This is a genomic window from Paenibacillus sp. NAIST15-1, assembly GCF_001894745.1.
Lineage (GTDB): Bacteria > Bacillota > Bacilli > Paenibacillales > Paenibacillaceae > Paenibacillus_B > Paenibacillus_B suaedae.
Map to the genome: position 1 here is coordinate 23,239 of NZ_BBYF01000003.1, position 24,193 is coordinate 47,431.

24 protein-coding genes, 2 pseudogenes and 1 riboswitch are annotated in these 24,193 nt (G+C 41.0%); of the genes and pseudogenes, 9 read left to right on the forward strand and 17 right to left on the reverse strand.

Translation table 11 applies throughout. From position 1 onward, the window contains the following. Positions 1 to 41 precede the first annotated feature (41 nt). Together PBN151_RS31125 and PBN151_RS07655 are read right to left on the reverse strand one after the other, a co-directional pair. Complete coding sequence (locus PBN151_RS31125) at positions 42 to 179, reverse strand: hypothetical protein (protein WP_175560654.1); 138 nt, start codon at positions 177 to 179, stop codon at positions 42 to 44. Between the two features lie 102 nt (positions 180 to 281). Then, positions 282 to 1,364 (reverse strand): ankyrin repeat domain-containing protein, encoded by a 1,083-nt coding sequence (locus PBN151_RS07655; protein ID WP_139295305.1) that lies wholly within the window; start codon positions 1,362 to 1,364, stop codon positions 282 to 284. A gap of 197 nt (positions 1,365 to 1,561) precedes the next feature. Here PBN151_RS07655 and PBN151_RS07660 point away from each other — a divergent pair, with 197 nt between their 5' ends. Both PBN151_RS07660 and trxA read left to right on the forward strand, forming a co-directional pair. Next, on the forward strand, positions 1,562 to 1,933 hold the full coding sequence (locus tag PBN151_RS07660; protein ID WP_028532044.1) for a MerR family transcriptional regulator: 372 nt from the start codon (positions 1,562 to 1,564) through the stop codon (positions 1,931 to 1,933). Between the two features lie 2 nt (positions 1,934 to 1,935). Further along, the gene (gene trxA / locus PBN151_RS07665; protein WP_072728545.1) at positions 1,936 to 2,253 is read left to right on the forward strand and encodes a thioredoxin; all 318 of its coding nucleotides are present in this window, start codon (positions 1,936 to 1,938) and stop codon (positions 2,251 to 2,253) included. Between the two features lie 304 nt (positions 2,254 to 2,557). Here the strand turns inward: trxA and PBN151_RS07670 are convergent, their stop codons facing one another. After that, entirely contained in the window at positions 2,558 to 2,947 is a 390-nt protein-coding gene (locus PBN151_RS07670; protein ID WP_072728546.1) for a spore coat protein, read from the reverse strand. A 238-nt stretch (positions 2,948 to 3,185) separates the two neighbouring features. Between PBN151_RS07670 and PBN151_RS32490 the strand changes: the two genes are divergently transcribed. From PBN151_RS32490 to PBN151_RS30360, 4 genes are all read left to right on the forward strand, one after another. Continuing rightward, positions 3,186 to 3,287: a MerR family DNA-binding transcriptional regulator gene (locus PBN151_RS32490; protein WP_370510407.1), complete on the forward strand. Its 102-nt coding sequence runs from the start codon at positions 3,186 to 3,188 to the stop codon at positions 3,285 to 3,287. A 74-nt stretch (positions 3,288 to 3,361) separates the two neighbouring features. Continuing rightward, positions 3,362 to 4,078 (forward strand): CAP domain-containing protein, encoded by a 717-nt coding sequence (locus PBN151_RS07680; protein WP_072728547.1) that lies wholly within the window; start codon positions 3,362 to 3,364, stop codon positions 4,076 to 4,078. Positions 4,079 to 4,311: 233 nt separating this feature from the next. Next, on the forward strand, positions 4,312 to 5,808 hold the full coding sequence (putP, locus tag PBN151_RS07685) for a sodium/proline symporter PutP (protein ID WP_072728548.1): 1,497 nt from the start codon (positions 4,312 to 4,314) through the stop codon (positions 5,806 to 5,808). 171 nt (positions 5,809 to 5,979) lie between these two features. Next, complete coding sequence (locus PBN151_RS30360) at positions 5,980 to 6,123, forward strand: ATP-binding cassette domain-containing protein (RefSeq protein ID WP_227774503.1); 144 nt, start codon at positions 5,980 to 5,982, stop codon at positions 6,121 to 6,123. A 264-nt stretch (positions 6,124 to 6,387) separates the two neighbouring features. On the opposite strand, the gene PBN151_RS07690 is transcribed toward PBN151_RS30360, so the two are convergent. From PBN151_RS07690 to sdaAB, 10 genes and pseudogenes are all read right to left on the reverse strand, one after another. Beyond that, entirely contained in the window at positions 6,388 to 7,920 is a 1,533-nt protein-coding gene (locus PBN151_RS07690; protein WP_083545047.1) for a vanadium-dependent haloperoxidase, read from the reverse strand. Between the two features lie 109 nt (positions 7,921 to 8,029). Then, a pseudogene (locus PBN151_RS32635) lies at positions 8,030 to 8,196 on the reverse strand (IS3 family transposase); the annotation flags it as partial. A gap of 110 nt (positions 8,197 to 8,306) precedes the next feature. After that, positions 8,307 to 8,486, reverse strand: coding sequence for an IS3 family transposase (locus PBN151_RS32495; RefSeq protein ID WP_072728550.1), 180 nt, complete (start codon positions 8,484 to 8,486; stop codon positions 8,307 to 8,309). Further along, the gene (locus PBN151_RS07700; RefSeq protein ID WP_072728551.1) at positions 8,483 to 9,133 is read right to left on the reverse strand and encodes a GNAT family N-acetyltransferase; all 651 of its coding nucleotides are present in this window, start codon (positions 9,131 to 9,133) and stop codon (positions 8,483 to 8,485) included. Before PBN151_RS07700 ends, PBN151_RS32495 begins: the two co-directional genes overlap by 4 nt. Positions 9,134 to 9,171: 38 nt before the next feature. After that, positions 9,172 to 9,747, reverse strand: coding sequence for a TetR/AcrR family transcriptional regulator (locus tag PBN151_RS07705; RefSeq protein WP_072728552.1), 576 nt, complete (start codon positions 9,745 to 9,747; stop codon positions 9,172 to 9,174). A 423-nt stretch (positions 9,748 to 10,170) separates the two neighbouring features. Beyond that, a complete protein-coding gene (locus PBN151_RS07710; protein ID WP_072728553.1) occupies positions 10,171 to 11,400 on the reverse strand; it encodes an aminopeptidase in 1,230 nt (409 codons plus the stop codon). Positions 11,401 to 11,664: 264 nt separating this feature from the next. Then, on the reverse strand, positions 11,665 to 12,369 hold the full coding sequence (locus tag PBN151_RS07715; RefSeq protein ID WP_072728554.1) for a helix-turn-helix transcriptional regulator: 705 nt from the start codon (positions 12,367 to 12,369) through the stop codon (positions 11,665 to 11,667). A gap of 215 nt (positions 12,370 to 12,584) precedes the next feature. After that, complete coding sequence (locus PBN151_RS07720; protein ID WP_072728555.1) at positions 12,585 to 13,907, reverse strand: aromatic amino acid transport family protein; 1,323 nt, start codon at positions 13,905 to 13,907, stop codon at positions 12,585 to 12,587. Between the two features lie 293 nt (positions 13,908 to 14,200). Beyond that, positions 14,201 to 15,091: an L-serine ammonia-lyase, iron-sulfur-dependent, subunit alpha gene (gene sdaAA / locus PBN151_RS07725; protein ID WP_072728556.1), complete on the reverse strand. Its 891-nt coding sequence runs from the start codon at positions 15,089 to 15,091 to the stop codon at positions 14,201 to 14,203. A 22-nt stretch (positions 15,092 to 15,113) separates the two neighbouring features. Continuing rightward, complete coding sequence (gene sdaAB / locus PBN151_RS07730) at positions 15,114 to 15,812, reverse strand: L-serine ammonia-lyase, iron-sulfur-dependent subunit beta (RefSeq protein WP_021255847.1); 699 nt, start codon at positions 15,810 to 15,812, stop codon at positions 15,114 to 15,116. Between the two features lie 594 nt (positions 15,813 to 16,406). On the opposite strand from sdaAB, the gene PBN151_RS07735 reads away from it, so the two are divergent. Next, on the forward strand, positions 16,407 to 17,072 hold the full coding sequence (locus PBN151_RS07735) for a helix-turn-helix transcriptional regulator (protein ID WP_072728557.1): 666 nt from the start codon (positions 16,407 to 16,409) through the stop codon (positions 17,070 to 17,072). A 197-nt stretch (positions 17,073 to 17,269) separates the two neighbouring features. Here the strand turns inward: PBN151_RS07735 and PBN151_RS07740 are convergent. The 4 genes and pseudogenes from PBN151_RS07740 to PBN151_RS07755 form a co-directional block, all read right to left on the reverse strand. Next, positions 17,270 to 17,477: pseudogene (locus PBN151_RS07740) on the reverse strand (IS5/IS1182 family transposase); the annotation flags it as partial. 104 nt (positions 17,478 to 17,581) lie between these two features. Further along, complete coding sequence (locus PBN151_RS07745) at positions 17,582 to 17,908, reverse strand: AzlD domain-containing protein (protein ID WP_021255845.1); 327 nt, start codon at positions 17,906 to 17,908, stop codon at positions 17,582 to 17,584. Further along, a complete protein-coding gene (locus PBN151_RS07750) occupies positions 17,899 to 18,627 on the reverse strand; it encodes an AzlC family ABC transporter permease (RefSeq protein ID WP_072728558.1) in 729 nt (242 codons plus the stop codon). Before PBN151_RS07750 ends, PBN151_RS07745 begins: the two co-directional genes overlap by 10 nt. 79 nt (positions 18,628 to 18,706) lie before the next feature. After that, the gene (locus tag PBN151_RS07755; protein WP_072728559.1) at positions 18,707 to 19,516 is read right to left on the reverse strand and encodes a TrmB family transcriptional regulator; all 810 of its coding nucleotides are present in this window, start codon (positions 19,514 to 19,516) and stop codon (positions 18,707 to 18,709) included. Between the two features lie 577 nt (positions 19,517 to 20,093). Beyond that, a riboswitch (cyclic di-GMP riboswitch) is annotated at positions 20,094 to 20,178 on the forward strand. Between the two features lie 112 nt (positions 20,179 to 20,290). Here PBN151_RS07755 and PBN151_RS32425 point away from each other — a divergent pair. Beyond that, positions 20,291 to 23,239: a glycosyl hydrolase family 18 protein gene (locus PBN151_RS32425; protein WP_275936810.1), complete on the forward strand. Its 2,949-nt coding sequence runs from the start codon at positions 20,291 to 20,293 to the stop codon at positions 23,237 to 23,239. A gap of 12 nt (positions 23,240 to 23,251) precedes the next feature. Beyond that, positions 23,252 to 24,163, forward strand: coding sequence for an immunoglobulin-like domain-containing protein (locus PBN151_RS31830; RefSeq protein ID WP_227774505.1), 912 nt, complete (start codon positions 23,252 to 23,254; stop codon positions 24,161 to 24,163). Positions 24,164 to 24,193 lie beyond the last annotated feature (30 nt).

Here is a 24,193-nt window from a genome sequence, read left to right on the forward strand (position 1 = left end):
TGCATTTCTTTCCGAGAGATCCTATTCTACTATGGATTCTGTTATTTTCTCATCAACATATGCGCGTCTGCAAAGCTTCTGAGGTTAGTCGTTTCTATAAAGTCTTTCTGGTTTCCTCCAACTTCAAGTGCTATTACTTCATCGATATTATCCCCGGTTATTTTTCGTAATTCAATCATTTTTTTATCTCCTCTCCTAAGACAAGCCACTTTCACTCATGGCCTAAAATATCCCCAAAACTTGGGATTAGCGCTAATTAAAAAGTAGACTTCCTCGCTTCCCTATGTCTCGATTTCAGAATCATACTCGAAATTAATAATACGGTCGATATAAATTCCCGGATTTCGTAAGAAGCTTTCCCAAGTCATATCATGCAAAATATATACCCACTCATGTTCAATGTCCACACTGACAAACTTGTTCAAACTTGGGCACCATGTGAAAAAGCCAAATGCGTCATAATTATCTACCTCTAACACGAGATTATACAATTCATAGTCATAATACACGAAACGCACAACATCAAAAATGGTACCTAAAATAAGATACTCGCTGTAATTATCTGATTCAAAATCAATTCGCTTCTCTACGGTTCCTAATTCCTTAATAACTTCTTTAGGCAAGCCACTATTCAATAGTTGTTCCGTTCGTTTTTGATAGTCATGATATTCGGAAGGCTCATGTGACTTGAGGTATTGTTCTAACTCAGCGTATTTGTAAATTCTTGAATAGTTGTATGCACGGCACCCTAATTGATCAGTCATTGTTGTGTCAGCACCGTTTTGAATGAAATATGTAACAGTCTCTAAATGACCACCTTGCACAGCAGAAATTAAGGGCGTAATGCCAAGCCAATATTGATTGCTATTCGTTACGTAACAGTTAATATTCACTCCTTTACTTGCAAGAAGTTCTATAAAATGATTTCTGCCGTCATAAGCACAATCGATGAGCGTTCTCTCTCCTGTAATTCTTAAATCGATTCCTAAGTCAATTAAAGCGTAAGCACCTGTTTCATTGTTGAATGCAAGAGCTCTGCTAAGTGCAGAGTGTCCAACATGATTAATTGCATTTATATCCGCACCCTTAGAAAGTAAATATTCAAATAGACTCCGATCTGCACATCTAGCAGCATTGACCATTACATCACTCGAGAGTATCGTGCCGAAATCAATGAATAATCTTGCAATTTCAATTTGTTCATAATCAAAAGCACATTCCAAGTAAGAATCATAACAGCTCACGGACTGATTTGGGTTTAATCCATCTTGTAAAAGCAATCGAATACGTTCTACGTCACCTTCTTTTATGAGCTTCTCTACTAGTTCGGATTGTTCCATTTTATCATTCATCTCCTTATTCATTAGACACAGACACTAAGTATAACTTTTGATCATTTTATTGGAAATAACATTATTAATCATACGTGGCTTAGCATTTACGATGGCCATTAGCTTGGTAAAACAACTATTTTGGATACATTACATCAAGTAGTGGTTGACCTTAACACTAATGTCAGGGTTTATAATGAAGAAGAATCATTCGTGAAGGGGATTTGAATATGAGAATCGGTGAACTTTCCGCCCGAACTGGGGTTAGCCTTCGCTCACTGCGTTATTATGAGCAGCAGGGATTGCTTACTCCCGCTAGGCATACGAATGGCTACCGCGAATATTCAACGTTTGCGGAAGAACAAGTTCGCACCATTCAGTTTTATTTAAGCCTTGGACTTACAACGGAGCAAATCGCTGGATTTCTGCAATGCGTCCTCAAGAATGAAGAAGCCTTCTGCCAAGAAGTGCTCCCGATATATGAGCAAAAGCTTGCGGAAATCGACGAGCAAATTCATCTTCTTCAATCTATAAAGTCCAATCTGCAAGAGCGCATCCGCTTCATTATGAAGGAAAGACAAACAACGAACCGGGAGGAATAACGATGAGTATATACGAAGTTAATGAACAATCATTTCGCGAATTTATTCGCGAGCAAGGGGTTACACTTGTTGAATTCGGAGCAACGTGGTGCCCGCCATGTAAAGCGCTTCTTCCAATTCTTGACGAGTTGGATCATCAATACGGGGAACGGGTAAACGTAGTCAAGATAGACTGTGACGACTCCCCTGCCATCGCGTCTGAATACCGCGTTATGTCCATGCCGACCGTCATTATGTTTCATAACGGCGAGCCGGTAGAGAAATTAGTCGGACTCCGTCCAAAAAGTGTGTATGAAGCGCTGATCGAGCGATACGCTTAATTTCAGGAGCTCCATTTCTTATGGAACAAAGAAGGGCATTTCTGTCCTGTTTTTATCCATGACTGAGCTGATCCCCGTAAAATAGACAGTAAAATAAAATGCTTTAACAGTCTTAGCTCGTGCTTCCATCGGGCTAAGGCTGTTTCGTTTTTGCTGTAACCGCAGTGATATCTGTGCCCAAAGTAATATTCCTGATGCATATTCAACGTTACAACATCAAGGCTTATACATAAAAAATTCCCCCCGTAAAAAACTACGAGGGGTAATTTTTTTCAAAAAGTATTCTACTTGAGGTCTGATCCATTTAACTAATGAAATTTTGAGGAACACATTCACGAACACCAGCATTTTTCAATGAGTTAAATAAAGCTGCATCGATGATTAATATAACATTGTTGTCAGTTCCATCTTCTAAATCATAGATTACCCAGTATGCGTTATCTACTGTAAAAATACATTTTCGTTCTAATTTAAATCCAGGTGGTACAATTGGGAGTGTCGCAACTGGTACACACTCGTTCGTATCTCCTTCAGCACCGATAAAATTGAAAGTTTGCTGGTCAATTTCATAGATATTAACCGGATCAATCTCCACACCTTTATCTGGAACTTTAATTTCATCTTCAACTAATAGGAAAAAGCGTTCGTTTCGAAAATTGAAAAGACATCTCGCCCCAATTTCAAATGAAGCCATTTATATCCATCCCCTTTTCGCAACATTTGTAGATTTCACGTTGCTTTACATAATATGCTATATTAATAGATTCGATAACGGCACGTACCAGTCAGAAGAAAATCAAGGTTTTAAACTACCTTCCAGGTAAAAGCTTCCCCCACCTATTTAGTGCTGGCCGTGATCGTGATTACATTCTTTCTGCACACCAGACTTTTAAGTGATGATATTATCGTGCAGAGATGAGGTGATAGGATTCATGAATACGTACAGAACAGCAGAAATCGCGCGTAGCTTTGGAATCCATCCTAATACTGTGCGCCTTTATGAGGAACTTGGTCTTATTCCAAAACCGTACTGAGGAATAAGTAAAAGGCTTGCAGGAAAACCTAAATCCGGTAACTTCATTAATTAACGGATCTAGGAGGTTGGCTAATGGCAAAGTTTTTTGTATTAGCAGTATTATTATTGGTGACAGGTTGTTCGTCCCATAACAATATGATGCAAAAGCAAGTGACTCCTAAGCAAACACGAACTTCAACTCATGATCATACTACTGCGCCAAACTCTGTCCTCACACAGGCATCATCAACAGCTACGTCATGGAAAGAGCGATCTTCCATGACAACAAAAGAAGCACAAAATGGAATTCCATTGGATTTGTTGGATCTGATTCGAACACCGGATGGAAATCCAGCAAACCAGGTACCTACAGGGAATCCTGAAAATAAGGAGCCAACAGGTTCAACAGGATCAGTACAGGAAGGTACTATGGATAATCATTTATCCGAATTCGAGCAGCAGGTTCTGGATCTAGTAAATCAAGAAAGATCCAAAACAGGATTAGGTTCCTTAAGTAGGAGTGGAGAATTGTCAAATGTGGCTATGGTCAAGGCACAGGACATGTACAACAACAATTACTTTGATCATAATTCTCCCACACATGGATCCCCCTTCGATATGTTGAAGGAATTCGGGATTACATTCAACACCGCTGGAGAGAACATCGCAAAAGGGCAAACCACCCCTACCCAGGTTATGAAGGATTGGATGAATAGCCCAGGCCACAGAGCAAATATACTGAATAATAGTTATACCCATATCGGTATTGCTTTTTATAACAACACATGGGTTCAGGAGTTTACTGGATAACGCCTTTCATCTCCCAACAATAACGGTTCAAAAACCCGCAATTTATGCGGGTTTTTGGCACTTCAGGCTGACCCCTCTCCGTCTATTGGCAAGTTGAAGTTCTCTGATGCTCCCAGATAACGATGTACGAACATCCCACTTAGTAGCGTTCAACTCACTTTTAAAATTCAAGTCAATATGTCGTAATAATGGTAATATATTGAATAATATCATCTTTTAAACGAGGTGGAACAGTGTTAGAAGATATTTCAAGAATTATTGCCATCGTGATATATATGGCAACTATGCTGAGTATAGGGTGGTATGCTTTCCGAAAAACGACAAACTTGACGGACTATATGTTAGGGGGACGTTCCTTAGGGCCTGCTGTAACCGCTTTAAGTGCTGGCGCTGCCGATATGAGCGGATGGCTGTTAATGGGGCTTCCGGGAGGAATTTACCTGACAGGACTGTCAAATATCTGGATTGCCATTGGCTTATCGGTTGGCGCCTATCTGAACTGGCTGTTTATTGCTCCACGTTTGCGCACATACACGGAAGTTTCCGGGAACTCCATTACCATTCCGTCATTTTTGGAAAATCGATTTAAGGATAGCACCAAACTTCTGCGGATTGTTTCCTCCATTGTTATCCTCATTTTCTTTACGTTCTATATTTCCTCAGGTATGGTGGCAGGAGCCGTCTTTTTTGAAAACTCCTTCTCTCTTCCTTACATAGCGGGGCTGCTCCTCGTATCCGGAGTGGTTGTTGCCTATACATTGTTTGGGGGCTTTCTTGCTGTCAGTTGGACGGACTTTGTCCAAGGACTTATCATGCTGCTTGCTCTTATCCTTGTACCGGTATTAGCTATGAGCGAGACGGGTGGGTTTGCTAACACCGTTGATACAATCAGAGCCATAGATCCGTCCCTCCTAGATTTATTTAACGGAACTACTGTGCTCGGCATCATCTCTGCAGCTGCCTGGGGACTTGGCTATGTTGGCCAACCGCATATTATCGTCCGCTTTATGGCCATCCGCTCTGCACAAGAGACCAAAACAGCGCGACGTATTGGTATGGGCTGGATGGTTGCCGCATTACTTGGCGCTTCATTAACAGCATTAGTAGGTCTTGCTTTTTTTGCACAAACAAATTATACATTGTCTAATCCAGAAGCTGTCTTCATTCAACTTGGACAAATTTTATTCCATCCGTTTATTGCTGGACTTGTCCTTGCTGCCGTATTGGCTGCAATAATGAGCACGGTTTCTTCTCAGCTCATTGTAACCTCAAGTGCATTGACAGAAGATTTATATAAGCTGATTCTGCGTAAAAATGCCTCTGATAAAGAACTTGTGTTCTTTGGACGAATGTCTGTTCTAACGATTTCAGTCATTGCCTGCCTGCTTGCGCTGGGCGGTGAAAACAAAACCATTTTAAGTCTTGTCGCTTACGCCTGGGCCGGTTTTGGCGCTTCCTTTGGCCCCGTTATCCTGTTAAGCCTATACTGGAGAAAAATGACCAATTGGGGTGCCATTGTCGGAATGTTAGCAGGCGCAACAACAGTGATTATTTGGAAAAATATTGACTTGCAAATTACTAGAGATGTATACGAAATCATTCCCGGATTTATCGTCAACCTTATCGTCATTATTGCCATAAGTCTGTTTACCTATCAACGGGACGAAGCTATCGAGAAAGAGTTTGATACCAGCTTGAAACGGTTACACACGAATGTAGAAGAAGCATGATCAATTTGGGCTTACATCCCTGCAATACGCCGAGAACAACGCTCGAATGATGCTCACTCGCCTTGGAGAAATGAAAACGAAATTTACAACAAACCCTACACTTTAACACCAGACTTTGCTCTGGTGTTATTTTATTTATGCAAAGAGAGCATTAAGGAGGGAGCTGATCACGTGGAAACAACAATCAAGGTAGAAAACTTGAGCAAGTCTTACGCCAATGTCAAAGCAGTTGATCATCTAAATCTATCGATTTGTCGTGGTGAAGGTTTTGGCTTACTGGGCGCAAACGGTGCAGGCAAAAGCACCACTTTGTGAGGTCACTGCATCTCTTTACAAAACCGCTGTGGATTACACGAGCTTGTTAACTCAACTTGGGCTTAATGATTGTACTTACAGTAATATGTATGAGTATGTCTCTTCGCCTCTTTAAATGGGATTAATAGTGATATAAACAGTGACAGTCTAGGACTTAATTTTCGCGTCCATACTGTCACTGTTTTATAACAACCTATATTTTCATAAACACCTTGTACTACTTCTCGAGGAAAGGATAGTTAGAGGCTCTTTATACTCGGGCAATCATTTTACAATTATAGTTGTGCCGTCGAATTTCGTAAGCTTAAACCCGCAGAATGGCTCGTTAAACGTATGCCTGTAGTTGCGAAGCAAACCAATGGCGGCAGCCTCGCCCAAATTCATGCCATCGAAACAGTCAGAGCGATAATGAATGCCAGCAAATGCCCGAGCGATAGCCAAGTTATTGGCAAGCTTATTCAATTCACCGCCTATTGTGAGCGGCGCTCCGTTAAAGGGCTCAAGGGACAGACCGTCTTTGCTCACTGTAACTGGGTTCGGGAGAACAAAATCTTCGTTGAAGAACGCCTTTAACATCGTGACGCCTGCGCCGGCAATTACGGCATGACCTGCCGGATAGGACGGATGTGCCGGGCAGCCTTCCGGATAAGCCTGTGGCAGCAAGTAGGTTCCGTATTTATTGAAGGTTAGATCAACTGCAGGAGAATTCACGAGCTGCTCATTAATCGGATAATTTGCATTGTTCGTTAATTTCTGTTGAACGAGACCGCCAAACTCTTCCGGCCGCAGTCTCCGATGCACAAGAAATTTCTGATACCAGGCAGACTCCATCGAGAAATTCGCGGCCCGTGCGACCAAATCCAAAATATACGGAGAACCAAAGGTAACAAATCCAGTTTGGGTGCGCGAATGGAAATACGGATTGGCCGGATCAAGTGCAGAAGATCCCAAGCTCAACAAATATAAACAGGCCATTAACACACCTTGATAAGAAAAATCTTTATGCACCCATTCACTTAGATCTCTTCCGTTTCTTAAAAAACGAGGTTCAGGATCATATATGATGGAAGCAGACGGGGCAGCGCCGTTTTGAATGTTCAGCCATGATTGATAATCTGTTAAGAAATGTTGACCTGCCAAAGGTACTTTGTATTTTTGAATAATAGCAGTGGCGCCAAATGGTATATCTTTGTATAAAAATTGTGAGATATACGGCCCTACCAGATCTCCTTGCGTAACGCCGCGAAATAAAGTTTGCGGTGTTACTTGTCCATTTATTTTGGGCCCGTAAAAATCCTTCAGATTCGAAAGGCTCCCCGCTGCTGCAGCCGCTAATGGATCCCTGTCATAGCTATTGAACGAAACATCCCGCAACAACGATTGCCAGTATAGTTCTACCATATCGCTGGCAGCGGCTGCACTGTTTATCGAAGGCGGGGCTGGAATCGTTAAGGAATGTCCGTCGGGACCAGCAAGATCATACACGTAAGCGCCTTGCGGATTAACGAACTTGAGCGTTCCACCGAGTGGAATTTCCTCGAATTTACTTGGCTTGCCGCTCTTCAATGCTTTGAGATATGCCCCGTAGGCATGCTGATCAACTTCTCCAAGACCGTTATGCGGCAGTCCCTTCGAGAAATTTCCGATTTTGTTCGGATACTTTCTTTCATCGTGATTGCAAGGCTGAGGTAGGATTTTGCGCGACTTTTCTTCTTTAGCTGCTTGTTTTCGAATTTGATACGCTTTATGTCGTCTTTCCTTTGGATCTAAAGGGCCGAGTACACATGAGTCATCCATACGATTCCTCCTTGAGCGATCAGTGCAAAGCACATAGTTCTTTACAGTCTATTCAAATATATCGATTTAGTATGGATATATGTAGAGGACATGACCATAAAAGGAAACCTATTTGGAATACAGTCAACGTTTCATCGATCAACTGATTCTTAAATTCACTACCACGATCGGTATGGAATAATTGGATCTGACGTAGAACACTTTGTGCTAAGCAAATGCCCGCATTTCGAGTGCAGCATCTTTGTTAGGCCCCGCACTGAATCCATTAATTTCTTGATTAAAGAGATCGACAAACATACAGATGTAGTGCCATCTGTTTTTGACTCTAACATAAGTCAGGTCGCTGACTACAACGCGTTTAGCTTCATCTTGCTAAAATTGGCGATTCAGTTCAATTGTTTGCTGGGACTGATTTCATACAGTCTTATGAGGTTTATAATGGGGAACTGTGTAGGAGATACAAGGCCTTGTGCCTTCATGATACAGCCAATTCGTCTCCTGGATACGATAAGTCCACGTTCGTGAAGTTTTGCTTTAAGCTTTCTTGTGCCATATGCTTTAATCAAAAGGGGTTATCCGGTATCACTTTTTTATAAATGGTTGAAGGTTCTACATTTTTGACCATTCTGTACAACGATAACTTTGGTTTATTGATTTCACCTGTAATCTGGTAGCCTATCCTCTGATACAATTTAAGGGCAAGATGATTCTCTTTCTTTACCGTCAGAGAGCATTTGGCAAAGCCTTGCAGGCAAGCCAGTTCCTCGGCAAACTCAAGCAGCCTGGTACCCATCCCTAGTCCCCGGCTTTCGGGCAATAAGGCGATTGTTCCGATGTGAAACTCGTCATCTTCTCCCTCCTTCATGGTGATCATGGAATAAAACATTTTGATATTCAGAATATTATAAACAACAAGACCCAGCTTTCGGAATGAAAGCAGCTGTTTAAATGTGGGCCATGCAAGACGATTTAAAACAGGTATGGGATAGCAAGTAATCATCCCTAAAGTTTTCCCGTCCATTTGAGCTTCGTAAGCGTATTGATGACTAAAACGATTGTTCTCCTGCTGCCATAGCGTACGAAATGTCCCTTCGACCGTGTTCTTCTCCTCAGATCCTGCAAGTGAAAACGCCATGTATTCCAATGCCATTACATTTAGCTTAGCGCTGACCATGGATCGATGATCAGCCTTTACAATAGAGATTTGATTCATTTCCTAGCACTCCTTTTTTCTTTCTATAATTATTGATGTTAATTATCACCCTTCGCTTTGAAACCATGATAAAACGTATTTAAAAAAAGCTCTGCAGCCGATTTTTTAGGCACATTACCTTCATGTACCTGCTCCCATGTATGGAAAAGCAGGGCATAAAGCGTATTCAAAATCCATTCGCTACTAACCGTTTGCTGAAAGTAACCTCTTTGTTGTAACAACTCAATAACGCGTCGTAAGGGTTCCCTCAGCTTCTCCTCGGCTTCACCTAATTCTTTGTTGTTAAATACAGATGCATCATGACCTAGAAAATAGATTTTGTCACCTAAGGGGATTAACGCTTCAATGAGTTCCGGGATATAGTTTTCGCTTCTTTCCTCATCCAGTGGAATCTGGTTTACGGTATCACTTACCAGTTGTATAGCCCGATGGCCCAAGAGCAGCATCAATTTCTCTCTGCTTTCGACGTAGCGATGAAGTGTAGCAATGCCAATTCCCGCATATTCCGCAATTTCATTCATCGAAGCAGTAGGATTTTCAACAAGCAATATAGTAGCCGAATCAAGAATTGCATTAAATCTCGCTTCCTTCAACGCTGACAAGCCTTTCTTCATCGTCAATCTCTCCCTTTTTCTGTATAAAGTCGTCATTTTTTTGATAGATAAATATATCATTTGATATTAGCATAAATCATTTAAAATAAAGTGTCCAACTGTTGAATGTATCTTTTCATGACGAAGTAACAGTAATTTTTCTACTATTATTGAACTCCGATTGTACTTCATTTTGCAGAATATTTTTTTAATGAAGTTGATTTCTGCATAAGGTTATCGGTTTACTTTAAAATTCACTTCCGGTTATTTGGTCATCAGCCTTAGACGGTAGCTGCAGCATCATATGTATGATCGATACCTAGAACAATATATCCTTGACTAGCCAACTCCTCAACTTCAAATGTGTTTTGACACCTATATAGTTGCACCAATTATGCTTAGTAATCGTTTCATCTACTCTACTCCTTACTTCAAATCAAAAACTTAAAATGCCCAGCTACCTTTACGGAAAATTGGCTCTACAGTTCCATCTGGTAGAATACCGTCGATGTCCATCTCACTGCTGCCAATCATAAAGTCCTCATGTGTTACTGAAATATTTGCACCTAACGCTTCAAGCTGATCGTTTTCTAAATCTCTTCCACCCTCTAAGCAAGTTGGATAAGCATTACCAATCGCTAAATGGTTCGATGCATTTTCATCAAACAATGTATTAAAATATAAAATCCCTGATGCTGAAATTGGCGATTCATGTGGTACAAGTGCTACCTCACCTAAATAGCAAGAGCCTTCATCCACATTCATAAGCTCCTGTAATAAATCATGTCCTATCTGTGCTTCAGCTTTAACAATTTTTCCTTCTTCAAATGTCAGTTTAAAGCCGTCGATAATATTCCCTTGGTAAACTAATGGTTTTGTACTGCTTACATAGCCATTTACACCTTGTTTCATCGGTAACGTATAAACCTCTTCTGTCGGCATATTAGCCATAAAGATAGTATCATCTGGCGTTTTACCACCTCCAGTAATCCATTTATGCTGTGGTGCTAATGCAATTGTTAAATCAGTACCTGGCGCTGTATAGTGAAGCTTCGCATATTTTTTATTGTTCAGTAGAACCGCACGAGATTCTAAATTTGTTACATGTTCACGCCATTTTTCAACAGCATTGCCTTCACCGATACGAACAGCTTTAAAAATAGCCTCCCATAATGCTGGTACTTGATCTTCAGCTGCTAAGTTCGGGAACACCTTCGATGCCCACATTGGTGAAGGAACTGCTACCAGTAACCAAGCTATTAAATCCTTCATTACGGCGTTGCGATTGTTTCTCAGAGCAGCTCCTGATACCTTTTGATAGGTAGCTAGACGATCGGCTGAAATACCTGTAAATTTATCAGGGTCTGCAGCATCTATCATTAATAGTGCTCCTTTACGTTCGATCAGCTCATCATTCATTTTGACTATCCATTCTGGGAAACGATTAAATTCTTCATCTGAGGCATGCTCAAAGTAAGCACGATCCATTTCATCATCTGATAAGTTAACATGAACACGTCCTGCACCAGCCTTATAAGCCTCTTTCACAACTAAACGGGCGAAATCCAATGCATCCACAGATGTATTGACTAATAAGTATTGCCCTGGTTGAATATTGACACCGACTTTTACCAAAAGTTCTGCATATGCTTGTAATTTTTCTTCAAAAGTCATATTATTTACCTCGCTTCTGTCCAATTGTTTTTTACCATCCGTTAGCTTGTATTCATTTTTGATAGATAAACATATCAATTGATATGAATATAAATCATTTTAAATAAATTATCAAGCCGTTGAACCTCATTTTTTCAAAAGTGTGGTAAAAAATATGTAAATCTAGGTTATAGAGTAAATAAAAAAGAATCCATTTTGACAAGAGATTAATCAAAATGGATTCTTTTCTTTTTGAATGAACATTCCTTTTTATAAAAAGTTTGGTCAATTAAATGAGCCTTGTTTACTGGTTGTACAGGTTTCCTTCTCGTTTCTGGGAGTATGATTACGCAAATGCAAATAAACGGTATGTTTCGTAATTTTCAACATATTTGCCACGATTGTAGCCGCATTTCTCATATTAAACACTCCCCGATCATACAAAAGACCGATAATGTGCTTATTTCGATTTGCATACGATATGTCAGGAGAAGCATCCACCGCTTCAATCGTCAGCTCTATCATTTTAAGAATCATATCCTCAATCGATAATGAAAAATTTCCCTCCTGTGCTTTTGTTTCAAAACCCGCTTGCGGTAAAAAAGTCTGAAGAAATCCAGAAAACGATTCATCCAAGTTTATGTTAATGCACATAAAACCAATAATTTTGCCAGCTTCACCACGAATGGCTATCATGCTTGATTTCATTGAGTGGTTGTTCTTGCTTTTGGTAAAATAACTGATCGCTTGATTTGCGTTAGAGTACTTAGCCTCACTCAACATCTGCAAAGCCATATTCGTAATCGGGGCTCCTAATTCACTGCCCGTATGATGCCCGTTCGCGATTTTGATAACGGTATTTTGATAGTCTTCCAAGCTATGCAGCACAATCTCGCTGGCATCTCCCAAATAATCGGCCAAGCCTTCCACGATGGAGTCATAGGATTGCAATATCGCCCGATCATATTCCGTAAAATTCTTATTCTTCATAATTGGTAATCCTCCTTTCTATGTGTATAGTTGCCAATAGAACTGATTGACTCAACATTTGTTCATTTAATTAACCAATTTATAGTATTATTCTATAAATCATAGCCCCGATTCATCTCATGATTGAAATCACGAATGAGTCGACTAATCAATAAAAAGAGAGCTTTCTTAGGTGTCAATGACAAGCCACCTGAGAAAGCTCAAAAGATATTTAATTAGAATAATGCTTTCAAACTTGCAAGAACAGTGAGAACGCCCACAACAGTGACAAAAATATTGCTAAGTTTTCCTTTGTATTTAGCTAGCGCAGGAACTTTATTGATCGCATACATTGGTAAGAGACATAAGATAGCAGCAACTAGCGGTCCGCTGAGAGTATCTATAATTCCAAGAATGCTTGGATTTGCATAAGCGGCATACCAGCATGTTAATACTACAAAAACAAGGATCGCTCTCTTAACTGTTTTTTCTTTTAGGTTTTTTCCACGTGCTTTACCGGCCGAGATAATCATGTCACGCATTACCTCGTATACTCCTACATAATGGCCAAGAAAGGACTTTGTTACGGCCACAAACGCAATAATAGGAGCTGCAATAGTGATTAGAGGCGAATTAAGCCGATTGGCAAGGTATGAAAGTACTGATAAATTCTGTTCTTTTGCTATTACAAGATCATCTGGAGTCAAACTCAAGACACTACTCCAAACAAAGAACATAACGACAATGAAAGTCATGATATAACACACTTTTTGTATTTGAGAACATTTGGCGTCTGTAGCTAGTATTCCATAAGTTTGTCTCTGTTTCATAACAAATGACGATATCATAGGAGAATGATTAAACGAGAATACAATAATTGGCAGTATCATCCATATCATATTGAAGTATCCTCCTACTCCTGTTGGAGCAGTAGAAACACTTGAAAAACTAAGCATCGACGTATTCCACTGTGGAATTAAAGATATTGAGATAAAAAGCAGCGAAGCTATAAAAGGATATACTAGCATACTCATTACCTTTACAGTAATATCTTGACCGAAGTTCAGTATAGCTATAAGACCGAGTACTAATACAAGCGATAAAATGGCTCTTGGCGGCTCATTCATGTGCAATTGATTCACGATAAAACTACTTGCAGTATTTGTTAGTGCAACCGAATACATCAGCACGATAATATAAATCGAGAAGAAAAATACGATGTTAAAAATTATACTTGCCTTATTACCGAAATACTCTCTTATCGTACCTGTAATCCCCTCATCAGCAGATTTGGAAGCATATATCATTTTAGCAAGCGCCCTATGCGAGAAGTACATAACAGGAAATGCAAGTATTGTAATTAACAGTAACGATAATAAACCACCTGCTCCCGCATTAATAGGTAGAAAGAGTACGCCTGCTCCAATTGCTGTTCCAAAAAGGCTCAATGCCCAGGTGGTATCTTGCTTGTGCCACTTTTTGGGATCTGGATATTTTTCGTTTTTCCCTGTAGTATCTTCAGCAGTAAATTCAAGTTTTTTCGCTGTATTCCCATTCATATTATAATTCCTCCTTGTATACTGGTTAACTACTTTATCATTTCCTCTCTTTTAAAACTGTTAAAATTGTTTACGTTTACAAAACTATTTAATGCATACTATTACATTATATGGCATTAATAGATATCGACACACACTCCTCTCATCCTTGATAGAGAATTGGAGAATGAACCTTAATAACTGTGATTTTTTTCACAAATCATGAGTTGAAACCCCATTTTTTTGCTATAACGCTTACATTTCAGTGTGGATATTGTAATCTTTTATTACTATAATTATATATTATTATTATCTTATTTTCTAGTAACCTTATCTTCGAAAATTTTGTTTTTAATAGCAATTCCTGTGGGAGTGGCTGCAATTCCACCTAAACCTGTCTCTCTTAATTCGCGAGGCATCTGTCTTCCTACTACGAACATCGCTTCAATTACTTCATCAGCATTGATGATGTTGGTTACGCCTGCTAATGCAATGTCCGCTGCTACTAAGGCATTAGCCGTTCCAATAGCATTTCTCTTTACACAAGGAACTTCTACCAAGCCTGCAACCGGATCACAAACTAGACCGAGTAAATTTTGCAGTGCAGTTGAGAAAGCATCAGATGATTGCTGAGGTGTTCCTCCGGCAGCTTCTACTGCTGCTGCTGCAGCCATTGCTGAGGCACTACCTACTTCAGCTTGACATCCTCCGAAGGCTCCGGAAATACAAGCGTTATTTGCTACTACCATTCCTAATAAAGCTGAAGTGAATAGAAAATGAACCTTGTCTTCATGACTTAATTGTAAACTATCTTGGATACTAAACAGCACTCCCGGGATTGTCCCACTTGCACCTGCAGTTGGAGTTGCACAAATAACTCCCATCGACGCATTTACTTCATTAACTCCGATAGCGTTTTGGACCCCGAGCATCATCAAATCTCCAGAAAGGGTTTTTCCACTTTCACGATATTGTTTTATTTTAACAGCATCCCCTCCGGATAAACCGGTCGGAGAAAATACTCCATTGCCCTCAGCGCTTTTCTTTACAGCATTCTCCATAGTCACTAAATTTCTTTCCATTTTTCTCCAAGCTTCTTCATAAGAAGTTTTAGTTTGCTCGATTTCCTGCTCAATTGCTAATTCATAAATTGGCTTTTGTCTTTGATTAGCTGCATCGATAATTTCCTTTATAGTCATGTACATAAACTTTTCACCCCTAATCTAATTAAAGAATAATGATATTAGCTGCACTGCTAGAATTTCTCAATTCCTTCTGAACATCACTAGATAATTGAGAATCCACATCAAATTGATATAAGTATTTTCCTGACTTCTCCAAACTATTAAAATTGTTAATTTCCACATTATATTGTTTAAAGATCCTGCGTAATATAAATTCAAGGTCATCTCTCTCTGAAATTGCTATAATAACCGGCAATGGCCCTTGAAGATGTAAGCTAAACCCGTCAATTTCTATATGTTTAATTTCAATTAATCCGCCACCGACTGAAGTTCCCATTGTTCTAATATTTCGATTTCCATCCTCCAGATAAATATCTGCAGTATTCGGATGACCGGCAGGACTATCACCTGCTTCTTCTAAAAAGGTAATGTCAATTCCTTTAGATTCTGCTATTTCAATAGCACCAGGCACCCTACTATCGTCGGCAGCAAATCCTAATATACCGGCAATAATTGCAAAATCAGTTCCGTGTCCTTTATGGGTTTCAGCAAATGATTCATAATACCTTACCACAACTTTTTTGGGAAGACCTTGAAATAATTTATTGGCAACTGTTCCAATAGCTAAGGCACCTGCAGTATGTGAACTGGAGGGGCCGATCATAACCGGTCCAATCACATCAAAACAACTTTTGTAATTAACAACCCTTTTTTCTTTAACAGGTACTAATTTCATGTTCATATAAGTTTCCTCCCCATAGTTGCCATACCAGTCACCCGCCCACCATGTAAGGGTTTTCAAAAGTAACACTAAGAATCCTCAAACCCTTTCTTAGTACTTATGGAATACTTGGATAAATTATCGTTGTAATCATACTCGTTGCAATCAATGCCATCAAAACAACGATCATTTTCTGATCTTTCTCAAATAATAACTTAAAATAATTTATTACAGTAATTATTTTTTATTACTACACAGATAGAGTACCACATAGATATTCGTGCAGTCAAACAAATGATAATAAATTATTTTTATCGGAATTTTTTATTGCAAATTTAATGTTTCACCCTTTTAAAATTCTAAAAAACTTGTTATAAGTTATAATAGGGTTGTCTATTTTGAATGCTGGCTTCTTCATTAAACGAAATCCTTGTCGATAAAAGACCCGAAGTTGGGTTGTCTATAGCTGAAAAAAGAAGAATGCATCCTTGTACGAGAAGTAAAGCGCATCTTTTATTGAAAGAGATTTTGCTCAACCCTGGAATTGAATATGAATTCGCGAGCAATTTCATAGTGAATAAAATTCAGGAATAACTGATAAGGAGGAATACTTAAATGGATAATGAACTATTTCGACATTATCAAAATATAATGAATTATTTCGGGGAAATTTTGGGATCTAATTATGAATTTGTATTACATGTTTTAAATCCTAATGGGGGTTCTCAAATCGGTCACATAGTCAATGGAGACTTAAGTGGAAGATCTTTAAATGGCCCTTTAACTGACTATGCAAAAAAATTAATCAACGAAAAGGTATATTTAAAAAAGGATTATGTTGTAGATTATGTTGGAGAAGGACCCAGAGGTAAAAAATTCCGTTCATCAACTTTATTTATAAAAGATCGTGAAGGTCAATTACAAGGTCTTTTATGTATAAATTTTGATGCGGATGTCTATAGGAAAGTCGCAAAGGATATATTAAAATTGGCCAATCTAAGCTCAGAAATAGAACTTATCGAACAGGAAACTGACCGGGAACAACCTATTGAAAAACTGACCGATAATATTCGTAATATCATTTATTCAGTAATAGATAAAGATATATTAGAATCCGGTGCTCAGTTATCACCTGAACAAAAGAGACTTGCTATTTTCAAATTAAAGGAATACGGGGTATTTGAAGTTAAAGGTACAATAAATGAAGTTGCTGAAATAATGGGAATGTCGGAATCAAGTGTTTATCGTTATCATCAAATGATATCTCGCAACGACAAGTAGCCCCAATCGAATCAGAACAATAAATCGAGCAATACAAGACATAGATAGGCGTATACAATTCTCAACTAAATGAATGTAAATCAAAAAACCTTGGATCAATCCGAGGCCGTAGAGCGAAACAAAAGACGACTATTATTCTATTTATGGGATAATAGTCGTCTTTTTCACTGTATACACAAGCCTGTACCACTGGCTTCTCACTTCGGTAGCTTTACTATTCTCTTCACGTTAAGAGCGAAAATTTGCCATTATGCCTTGTAACTCCATGCCAAAAAGATCCGAGGATAACGCTACGCCATACCCATGTCTATGTTTGAGTTCACTGTTCTTCGCCTCAATTTTGTAGCGTTCTTTTGCCTTTGTTTTGGAATATTCCCCCTTTTGGAATACCATTTGCTCGATGTGTAGTTTTTGGCAGTAGGTATTTCATCCACTAGACCCTTTTTACCGCGCATATAAAATTTTATACTCATAGCCATGTATCCTCGATAAAACTCTAGTATCAAGTTTCAAAACAATAAGCGTAAAATGATAATGGAAATAATACCTCCCAGTACGGTTCCCAATAAACTTCTTGTTTTTATCGCAATTAAAAAAGTCGGTATGGCTGCAAAAAATTCAATGTTGTTGGTAAGAGATGTAAGCTTTCCGTCATGGATAAATATCTCTTGACCTATCAGAGCAGCTATTACAGAAATGGGAACATAATTTAACCAACGCATTGCCCATTCTGGTAATTCAAAACGACTAAGCACCATAAGGGGAACGACCCTTGGAATGAACGTGACAAAAGCTGAGCCTAGAATAATCAAAAAAATGTCCCATCTTACTTCCATTTTTCTACCACCATTCCTATTGTTGAAGCAATAATTGTAGCCACAATAACGCCCATACTGCTGGACAAAAAGAAAGAACTTCCCACAGCAATGACCACTGCAATAATGGCGACAACGATATCAAGTTTGATTCTATTTCGCCCTACCATAGAGAGTACGAGAATTCCAATAAACATAGCTGGCAAGGCGAATGCTAGTCCGAATTTCTCAGGATTCGAAATCCATTGCGCCAAAAATGCTCCTGCTAGATTAGCTGCAAGCCAATTTACATAAGCGGTTATGTTGAGACCATGCATCCATTTCTCACTGATTCGCTTTCTCTTGGCCGCCTCGGTAATCGCGACACCGAATGTCTCATCGGTGAGTAGAGAACCTACTAGCATGTTGCGAAGTGGAGTAAGATGCCGGAAATAAGGTGCTAGTGCGGCACTAAGTAAAATATGACGAAGATTGACAAAGAAAATCGTAATAATAATGGCAGGAATCGAACTACTTGCTGCTATCATACCCGCAGCAATAAACTGAGCTGAGCCAGCATAGAGAATCATAGACATCAGAGCGATCTCAGCGATGCTAAGTCCCGCAGTCTTTTGGATCACACCTGCAGCTAATCCGATACTTAAATAACCCAGCAGCGTGGGGACACAATCTTTTACTCCTTGGATAAAGCTATCTTCATCTCTCGGAGACGAATTCATTTGGACGTTCGACAGACTCATTTCATTCCCTCTTTATTTTCAAGTATTAGAAGCTAACTTACTAACTACTACGAAAAAGTGAAAGAAAATACGGTTCAATTTATTTGAACCGTTTCCCGGTAACAACATGAAATAGGTTAGGAGCGTTTTTCCAAAGCGCTTCTGCTTTCTCTGGGCCCACTTCTTTCACTAATTCTGAGAACATAATATCATGCCTGATGTATTCCATCGCGATTAACACAAGTGCCGGGTCTTCCGTTTTTACCGCCCATGCAGGTGTATTTGGCGAGAAATTTGCAATTAATACTTCCTCATTATCCCGTGCAACAATCGTTAAGCGACCGTTCATACGTTCCTCAGCTACTTCTGGAGCCATGTAATTGTGATGCGTAGTTGCTCCAAGCTGAATCTCAGGCGCTCCAAAGAGAATAGAAAAGACGTGGATATTATCCTTGATCCGCGTATCTACAGCACCTTTTATCGAATCGACTTGTGGTTCCCAGATCGACAACCATATTTCTTTGTTAGCTTTATCGATGATGTCAATCATTTCGGCCACAACGCGCTCATCACTGCTGATGCGTCGAATAACATCTACTTCTTGTTCACTTTCTAACGCAGATAAATTCTTTTCAAGATAATCCATAGAATTGTCAAAGTCATTACGCAATCGATGGATTAATTCTTTTGCTGGTAAAGGTGCATAGGTTACGGGGTCAGAAGGTACTGTGTACACCGCACCTTTATCCATTAATTTTGCCAATACTTCATAAATCGTTGAACGAGGCACACCCGACCTTTTGCTTATTTCATATCCGGTTATAGGGGAGTTTTTCAAAAGCCCTATGTACGCTTTACATTCATATTGTGAAAAGCCCCACTTCTGAAGCTCTTTATAAAGTTCTTCCATGGCAACTCCTTTAGTAGTTAGTGTGTTACTTACTATAAAATAAAATGGATTACCTGTCAAAGCAATCCTGGTTCCGTTATCGAAAAATGATCGTCAGACCACTGTTTTGTTCCTGATTCTTCAACTTTTGGGCGAGGTATAATTGCCCAGAAAAGGAGGGTCAGTCCTTTTTAATCCAGCCCAAGTACTATATAGTTGCATGAATTTGACTGATAAGGAAAGTTATATTCCGTTATCATTGTGCGAACTCTGGCTCGTTCATCCACACTACAATATATCTCCCCTCCTCCCTAAGACCTACTGCCCAAACCTTGTCGGACATGTAGAATATGTAAAAAAGCATAACAAAGGATCGGTGCAGTTACTAGGATGATGTCCAGTATCAAACCATATGGAATTAACATACATCCTCTTATTCATCCGGATTTCAACAAGATATATTTCTAGTGAATAATAATATCGAACTATGTTCATATATTCACAAATAATCCGTATGACCCATTAAATAAACGCAAAACTGCTGTATATTTAACGGTGTAAACATGTATCGTTATGCAAGAGTATGCATGTTTGCACAGATATTACTAGGCAAAGCTAGGGAAATCTAGTGACGCAAAACTAAAGGGGCTAAGGAAGAAATTCTATGCCAGCCAGTTGCCGATTAATAGAACCCCATCTCTATTAGTCGTATGCGTTGTATTGGTATGATTCATGGCGAGATGCCCCACCCTAGCTGCCTATTAATAAAATCTATTGATAGGAAGTGAATAACGGATGAAGACTGGTAGAAAGCGCAGCGCCCGAAGATTGTTCGCAATGACGGTAATGACCATCATGATGTTCGTGTCTTCGTTGGCGCCGACTTATGCAGGGTCGGCTGTTTCCGCAGCACAGGAACCTGTGGTCAAAAATGCAACAAAAGAAATCCGGAATGTCATGTACTATGGCGATTGGTCGATTTGGGGAGGACAAGGGAACTTTTATCCCAAGGATATTCCTGCCGATCAATTAACCCACCTGAACTATGCGTTTCTCGATTTTGACGCCCAAGGCAACCTTGTCTTTACGGATAAGGATGCAGCAGTAGAAGCGCCTGTCGGCCAGGATGGCGTTCAATGGCAAGCGGCCAATGCAGGCATCCTTATCGCCCTGCAGCAATTGCGCGCAGAAAACCCGAATCTGAAGATCGGCATCTCTCTCGGCGGATGGTCGAAATCAGGCGACTTCGCTGTCGTTGCAGCCGATGCTTCCAAACGGGCGAATCTGATTCAAAATGTCATGAAATTCATCAAGTACACGAACATGGACTTCGTGGATGTCGATTGGGAGTTCCCAGCTGAAGTTCGACAGCCTGATCTGGTCGATAATAAGAACGATGAAGGCACGAAATACGCTGTACCAGAGGATAAAAACAATTATATTTTACTGCTGCAAGATATCAAAAACGCATTGAATAAGCAAGGAGCCGAGCTTGGTAAAGCGTATGAACTGTCTGTTGCACTTCCAGCGCCGAAGAGTAAGATCGATATCGGTATTGATGTGCCGAGACTGTTCAACATTGTAGACTTTGCCAACATTATGACTTATGACATGCGCGGCGCATGGGATGAAGTAAGCGGCCACCATACTGGCTTGTATACAAACCCGAACGACCCGCTCACGGGCAATAATCTGTCCGTCGACGAAAGCGTAAATTATTTGATTCAGCAAGGTGCCGAGCCGAACAAGATTGTGATCGGGGCGGCCTACTATACTCGCGGCTGGGATAAAGTGTCGCAAGGATCCGATCCGAATCATCCGGGGCTATTCGGCGAAGCGGCACTATCCGCCAAGGATGCGGATCAGACTCCATCCCGTGGCGCGGTTGGCGAGGCAGCGCTCGCTGTTGGGGACGGCGGCCGCCGAACAGGGATTTGGTCTTATCGCAACCTCGACAAGCTGAAGGCCACTTACCCGAATCTCAAAGAATATTGGGATGATGCAGCCAAAGCTCCCTATCTGTATGATGGGACAACTGGCGTATTCTACACGTATGACAATGAAAGATCCATTCAAGAGAAAACGAAATATGTGCTTGAAAACGGTCTGGGCGGCGTCATTGCTTGGATGGCTTCCAATGATGTCCCTACTGCGGATCCTGCCAAGCGCGACAAATTAACAAAGGCAACGAAAGAAGGCCTCTTCGGAAGCCAGGCGTTGACAGCACATGAAATCCAATATACCAAGCTGGATGTTACGGCGGATGTGAAACCGTATACCGAGGCTTGGGGCAACAATAAGGGATATGAAATTACCCTCTTCAATAACGAGTCTATGACCGAATCGAATCAAGTGTTGAAAGCGGTGGAAAGAGGAGCAAAAACGGTTAAGCTGCCGAAGCTCTACATCCAAGCCGATGGACCGTTGACTTCCGGCGATTATTTAGCGGGAACCGTAACTAATGAGAGCGGTTACACGGTCGTCGATTTGAAATCGGTCTATGATGCAAAAACAATTGAAACTGGCAGATCCTATACATTCAAACTGAAGGGAGATGCCAAGATTACAAGCATGGAGCTGGTTCAGCGGGTGTCGGATAACAGCCCAGAGATGAACAGACAGCTCATTCTGGGTGATGAAGCTCCAAGCAAGAATCAACCTCCTGTATTGCATGGCATAGCAGACCTGACGCTTACAGTCGGCGACAACTTTGATAAGTTGGCTGGCGTAACGGCTACGGACGCAGAAGACGGAGATCTGACTTCCCGTATTGCCGTGACGGGAGATGTTAATACGAATGCAGCCGGCAAGTATGAGCTGGTGTACTCCGTTACGGATTCGCAAGGATTGACGGTCGAGAAAAAACGCACCATTACCGTTATCGAAGCGACGGCCCCGGGGCATGATTTTGGGGTTGGCCAAGGAATCGAGTGGCCGAAGCAAGTCAATTCTCCATTCGTTGATATGGTTGCATGGGTTACCAAACCGGGCTATTCCAACAACGGTGCCCCTAACCTCGCCAGAATTTCCGAGGATACCGGCGTGAAATTTTTCAATCTCGGCTTTATTCAATCCAGTTCGCAGCAAATCGCGGATGGCAAAGTGCAATGGGGCTGGGGAGGATATTCCGTACTGAATGAAAAGAATGCGGATAACACCCAATACCAAGGGATTAAGCAGTCTATTCGGGAAATTCGCGAAATGGGCGGCGATGTCACGATCTCGCTGGGCGGTTTGAATGGCGTATCGTTCTGGGAAGTGACTCAAGACACCGATACCCTCTTCAATACGTATATGGAAATTGTTCAAGGCTATGGACTGACCCGCTTAGACCTTGACATTGAGGGCGGCGCTCAGAACAAAGCCCTGAATGTCGCCAACGCGCAGGCGATTAAGAAGCTTCAGGATGCAACGGGAGTCGATATTGTATTAACACTCCCTGTACTGCCAAGCGGTCTGACTTCTGTTCAATTGGATGTATTGGAAGCTTACTTATCTGCCGGTGTGAATGTCAAAGTCGTGAACATCATGACAATGTGCTATGGCAGCGGAACGCTCCTGCCTGGCGAGAACTATGGTTCCGCTTCATTGAGAGCCGTTGATTCGACGAAGAATCAAGTCAAGCAGTACTTCAAGCAATTTGCCAACACGGATCTAACGGATCAAGACGCTTATGGCATCATTGGAACGACGCCATCCATCGGCTTTGAAGGCGCTGCTCATCCGATCTTTACGACAGAGTGATCCCAGTTGGTTGTGGATCATGCGATCGAGAAAGGGCTGGCGATGACCTCCTTCTGGTCGATGAACCGGGATGCGATGTTGGAAAACAACAATGGCGTAACGGCGCAATATCAATACACCGATATTTTCAAAGCATTCGGAAATGGAAGCACCCCGCCGGGTGCTACAAAGCCCATGATTCATGGCGCAACAGATAAAACGATTTTCGTTGGCGAACAATTCGATCCGAGAGAAGGAGTTACCGCTGCGGACAAAATGGACGGCGACCTGACCGATCGCATCGTGATCGAAGGAGCGGTTGACTCCTCTACTCCAGGAGCCTATAAGCTGGTGTACACCGTAGAGAACAGCCAAGGGCTGCAAGCGGTTGTTGAACGTACGATCACTGTGGCAGAAAAGATTAATCACAAGCCAGTCATTCATGGCGCAATGGATAAAACGATTCTCGTTGGCGAGCAATTCGATCCGAAAGTAGGAGTTACCGCTACAGATGAAGAGGACGGCGACCTGTCCGATCGCATCGTGATCGAAGGAACGGTTGATTCCTCTACTCCGGGAACCTACGAGCTGGTGTACACCGTAGAAGATAATCAAGGCCTGCAAGCCTCCGCAGAGCGAAAAATCACCGTTATCGACGGGCTCGCGGATACGTATGATCCGACCAAGATCTACTACGAAGGTGATTCTGTCATTTACAAAGGAGAGAAATACACGGCAAAATGGTGGGTACAAGGCCAAGCGCCGGATTCCTCCCAAGCATGGGAAAAAGAAGTGATTCCAAATGAAGACGGCAGTGTGGATTACGTGCCGGGCAATGTGTACGTAGAAGGCAATTTGGTTCGCTATGAGGGCAAGCTCTATCAAGCCAAGTGGTGGACGAAGAGCATTCCGGGCAGCGATGAATCCTGGAAGCTTGTAGAATAATAGCAAGACGCAGTTGTAACTACAGGGACT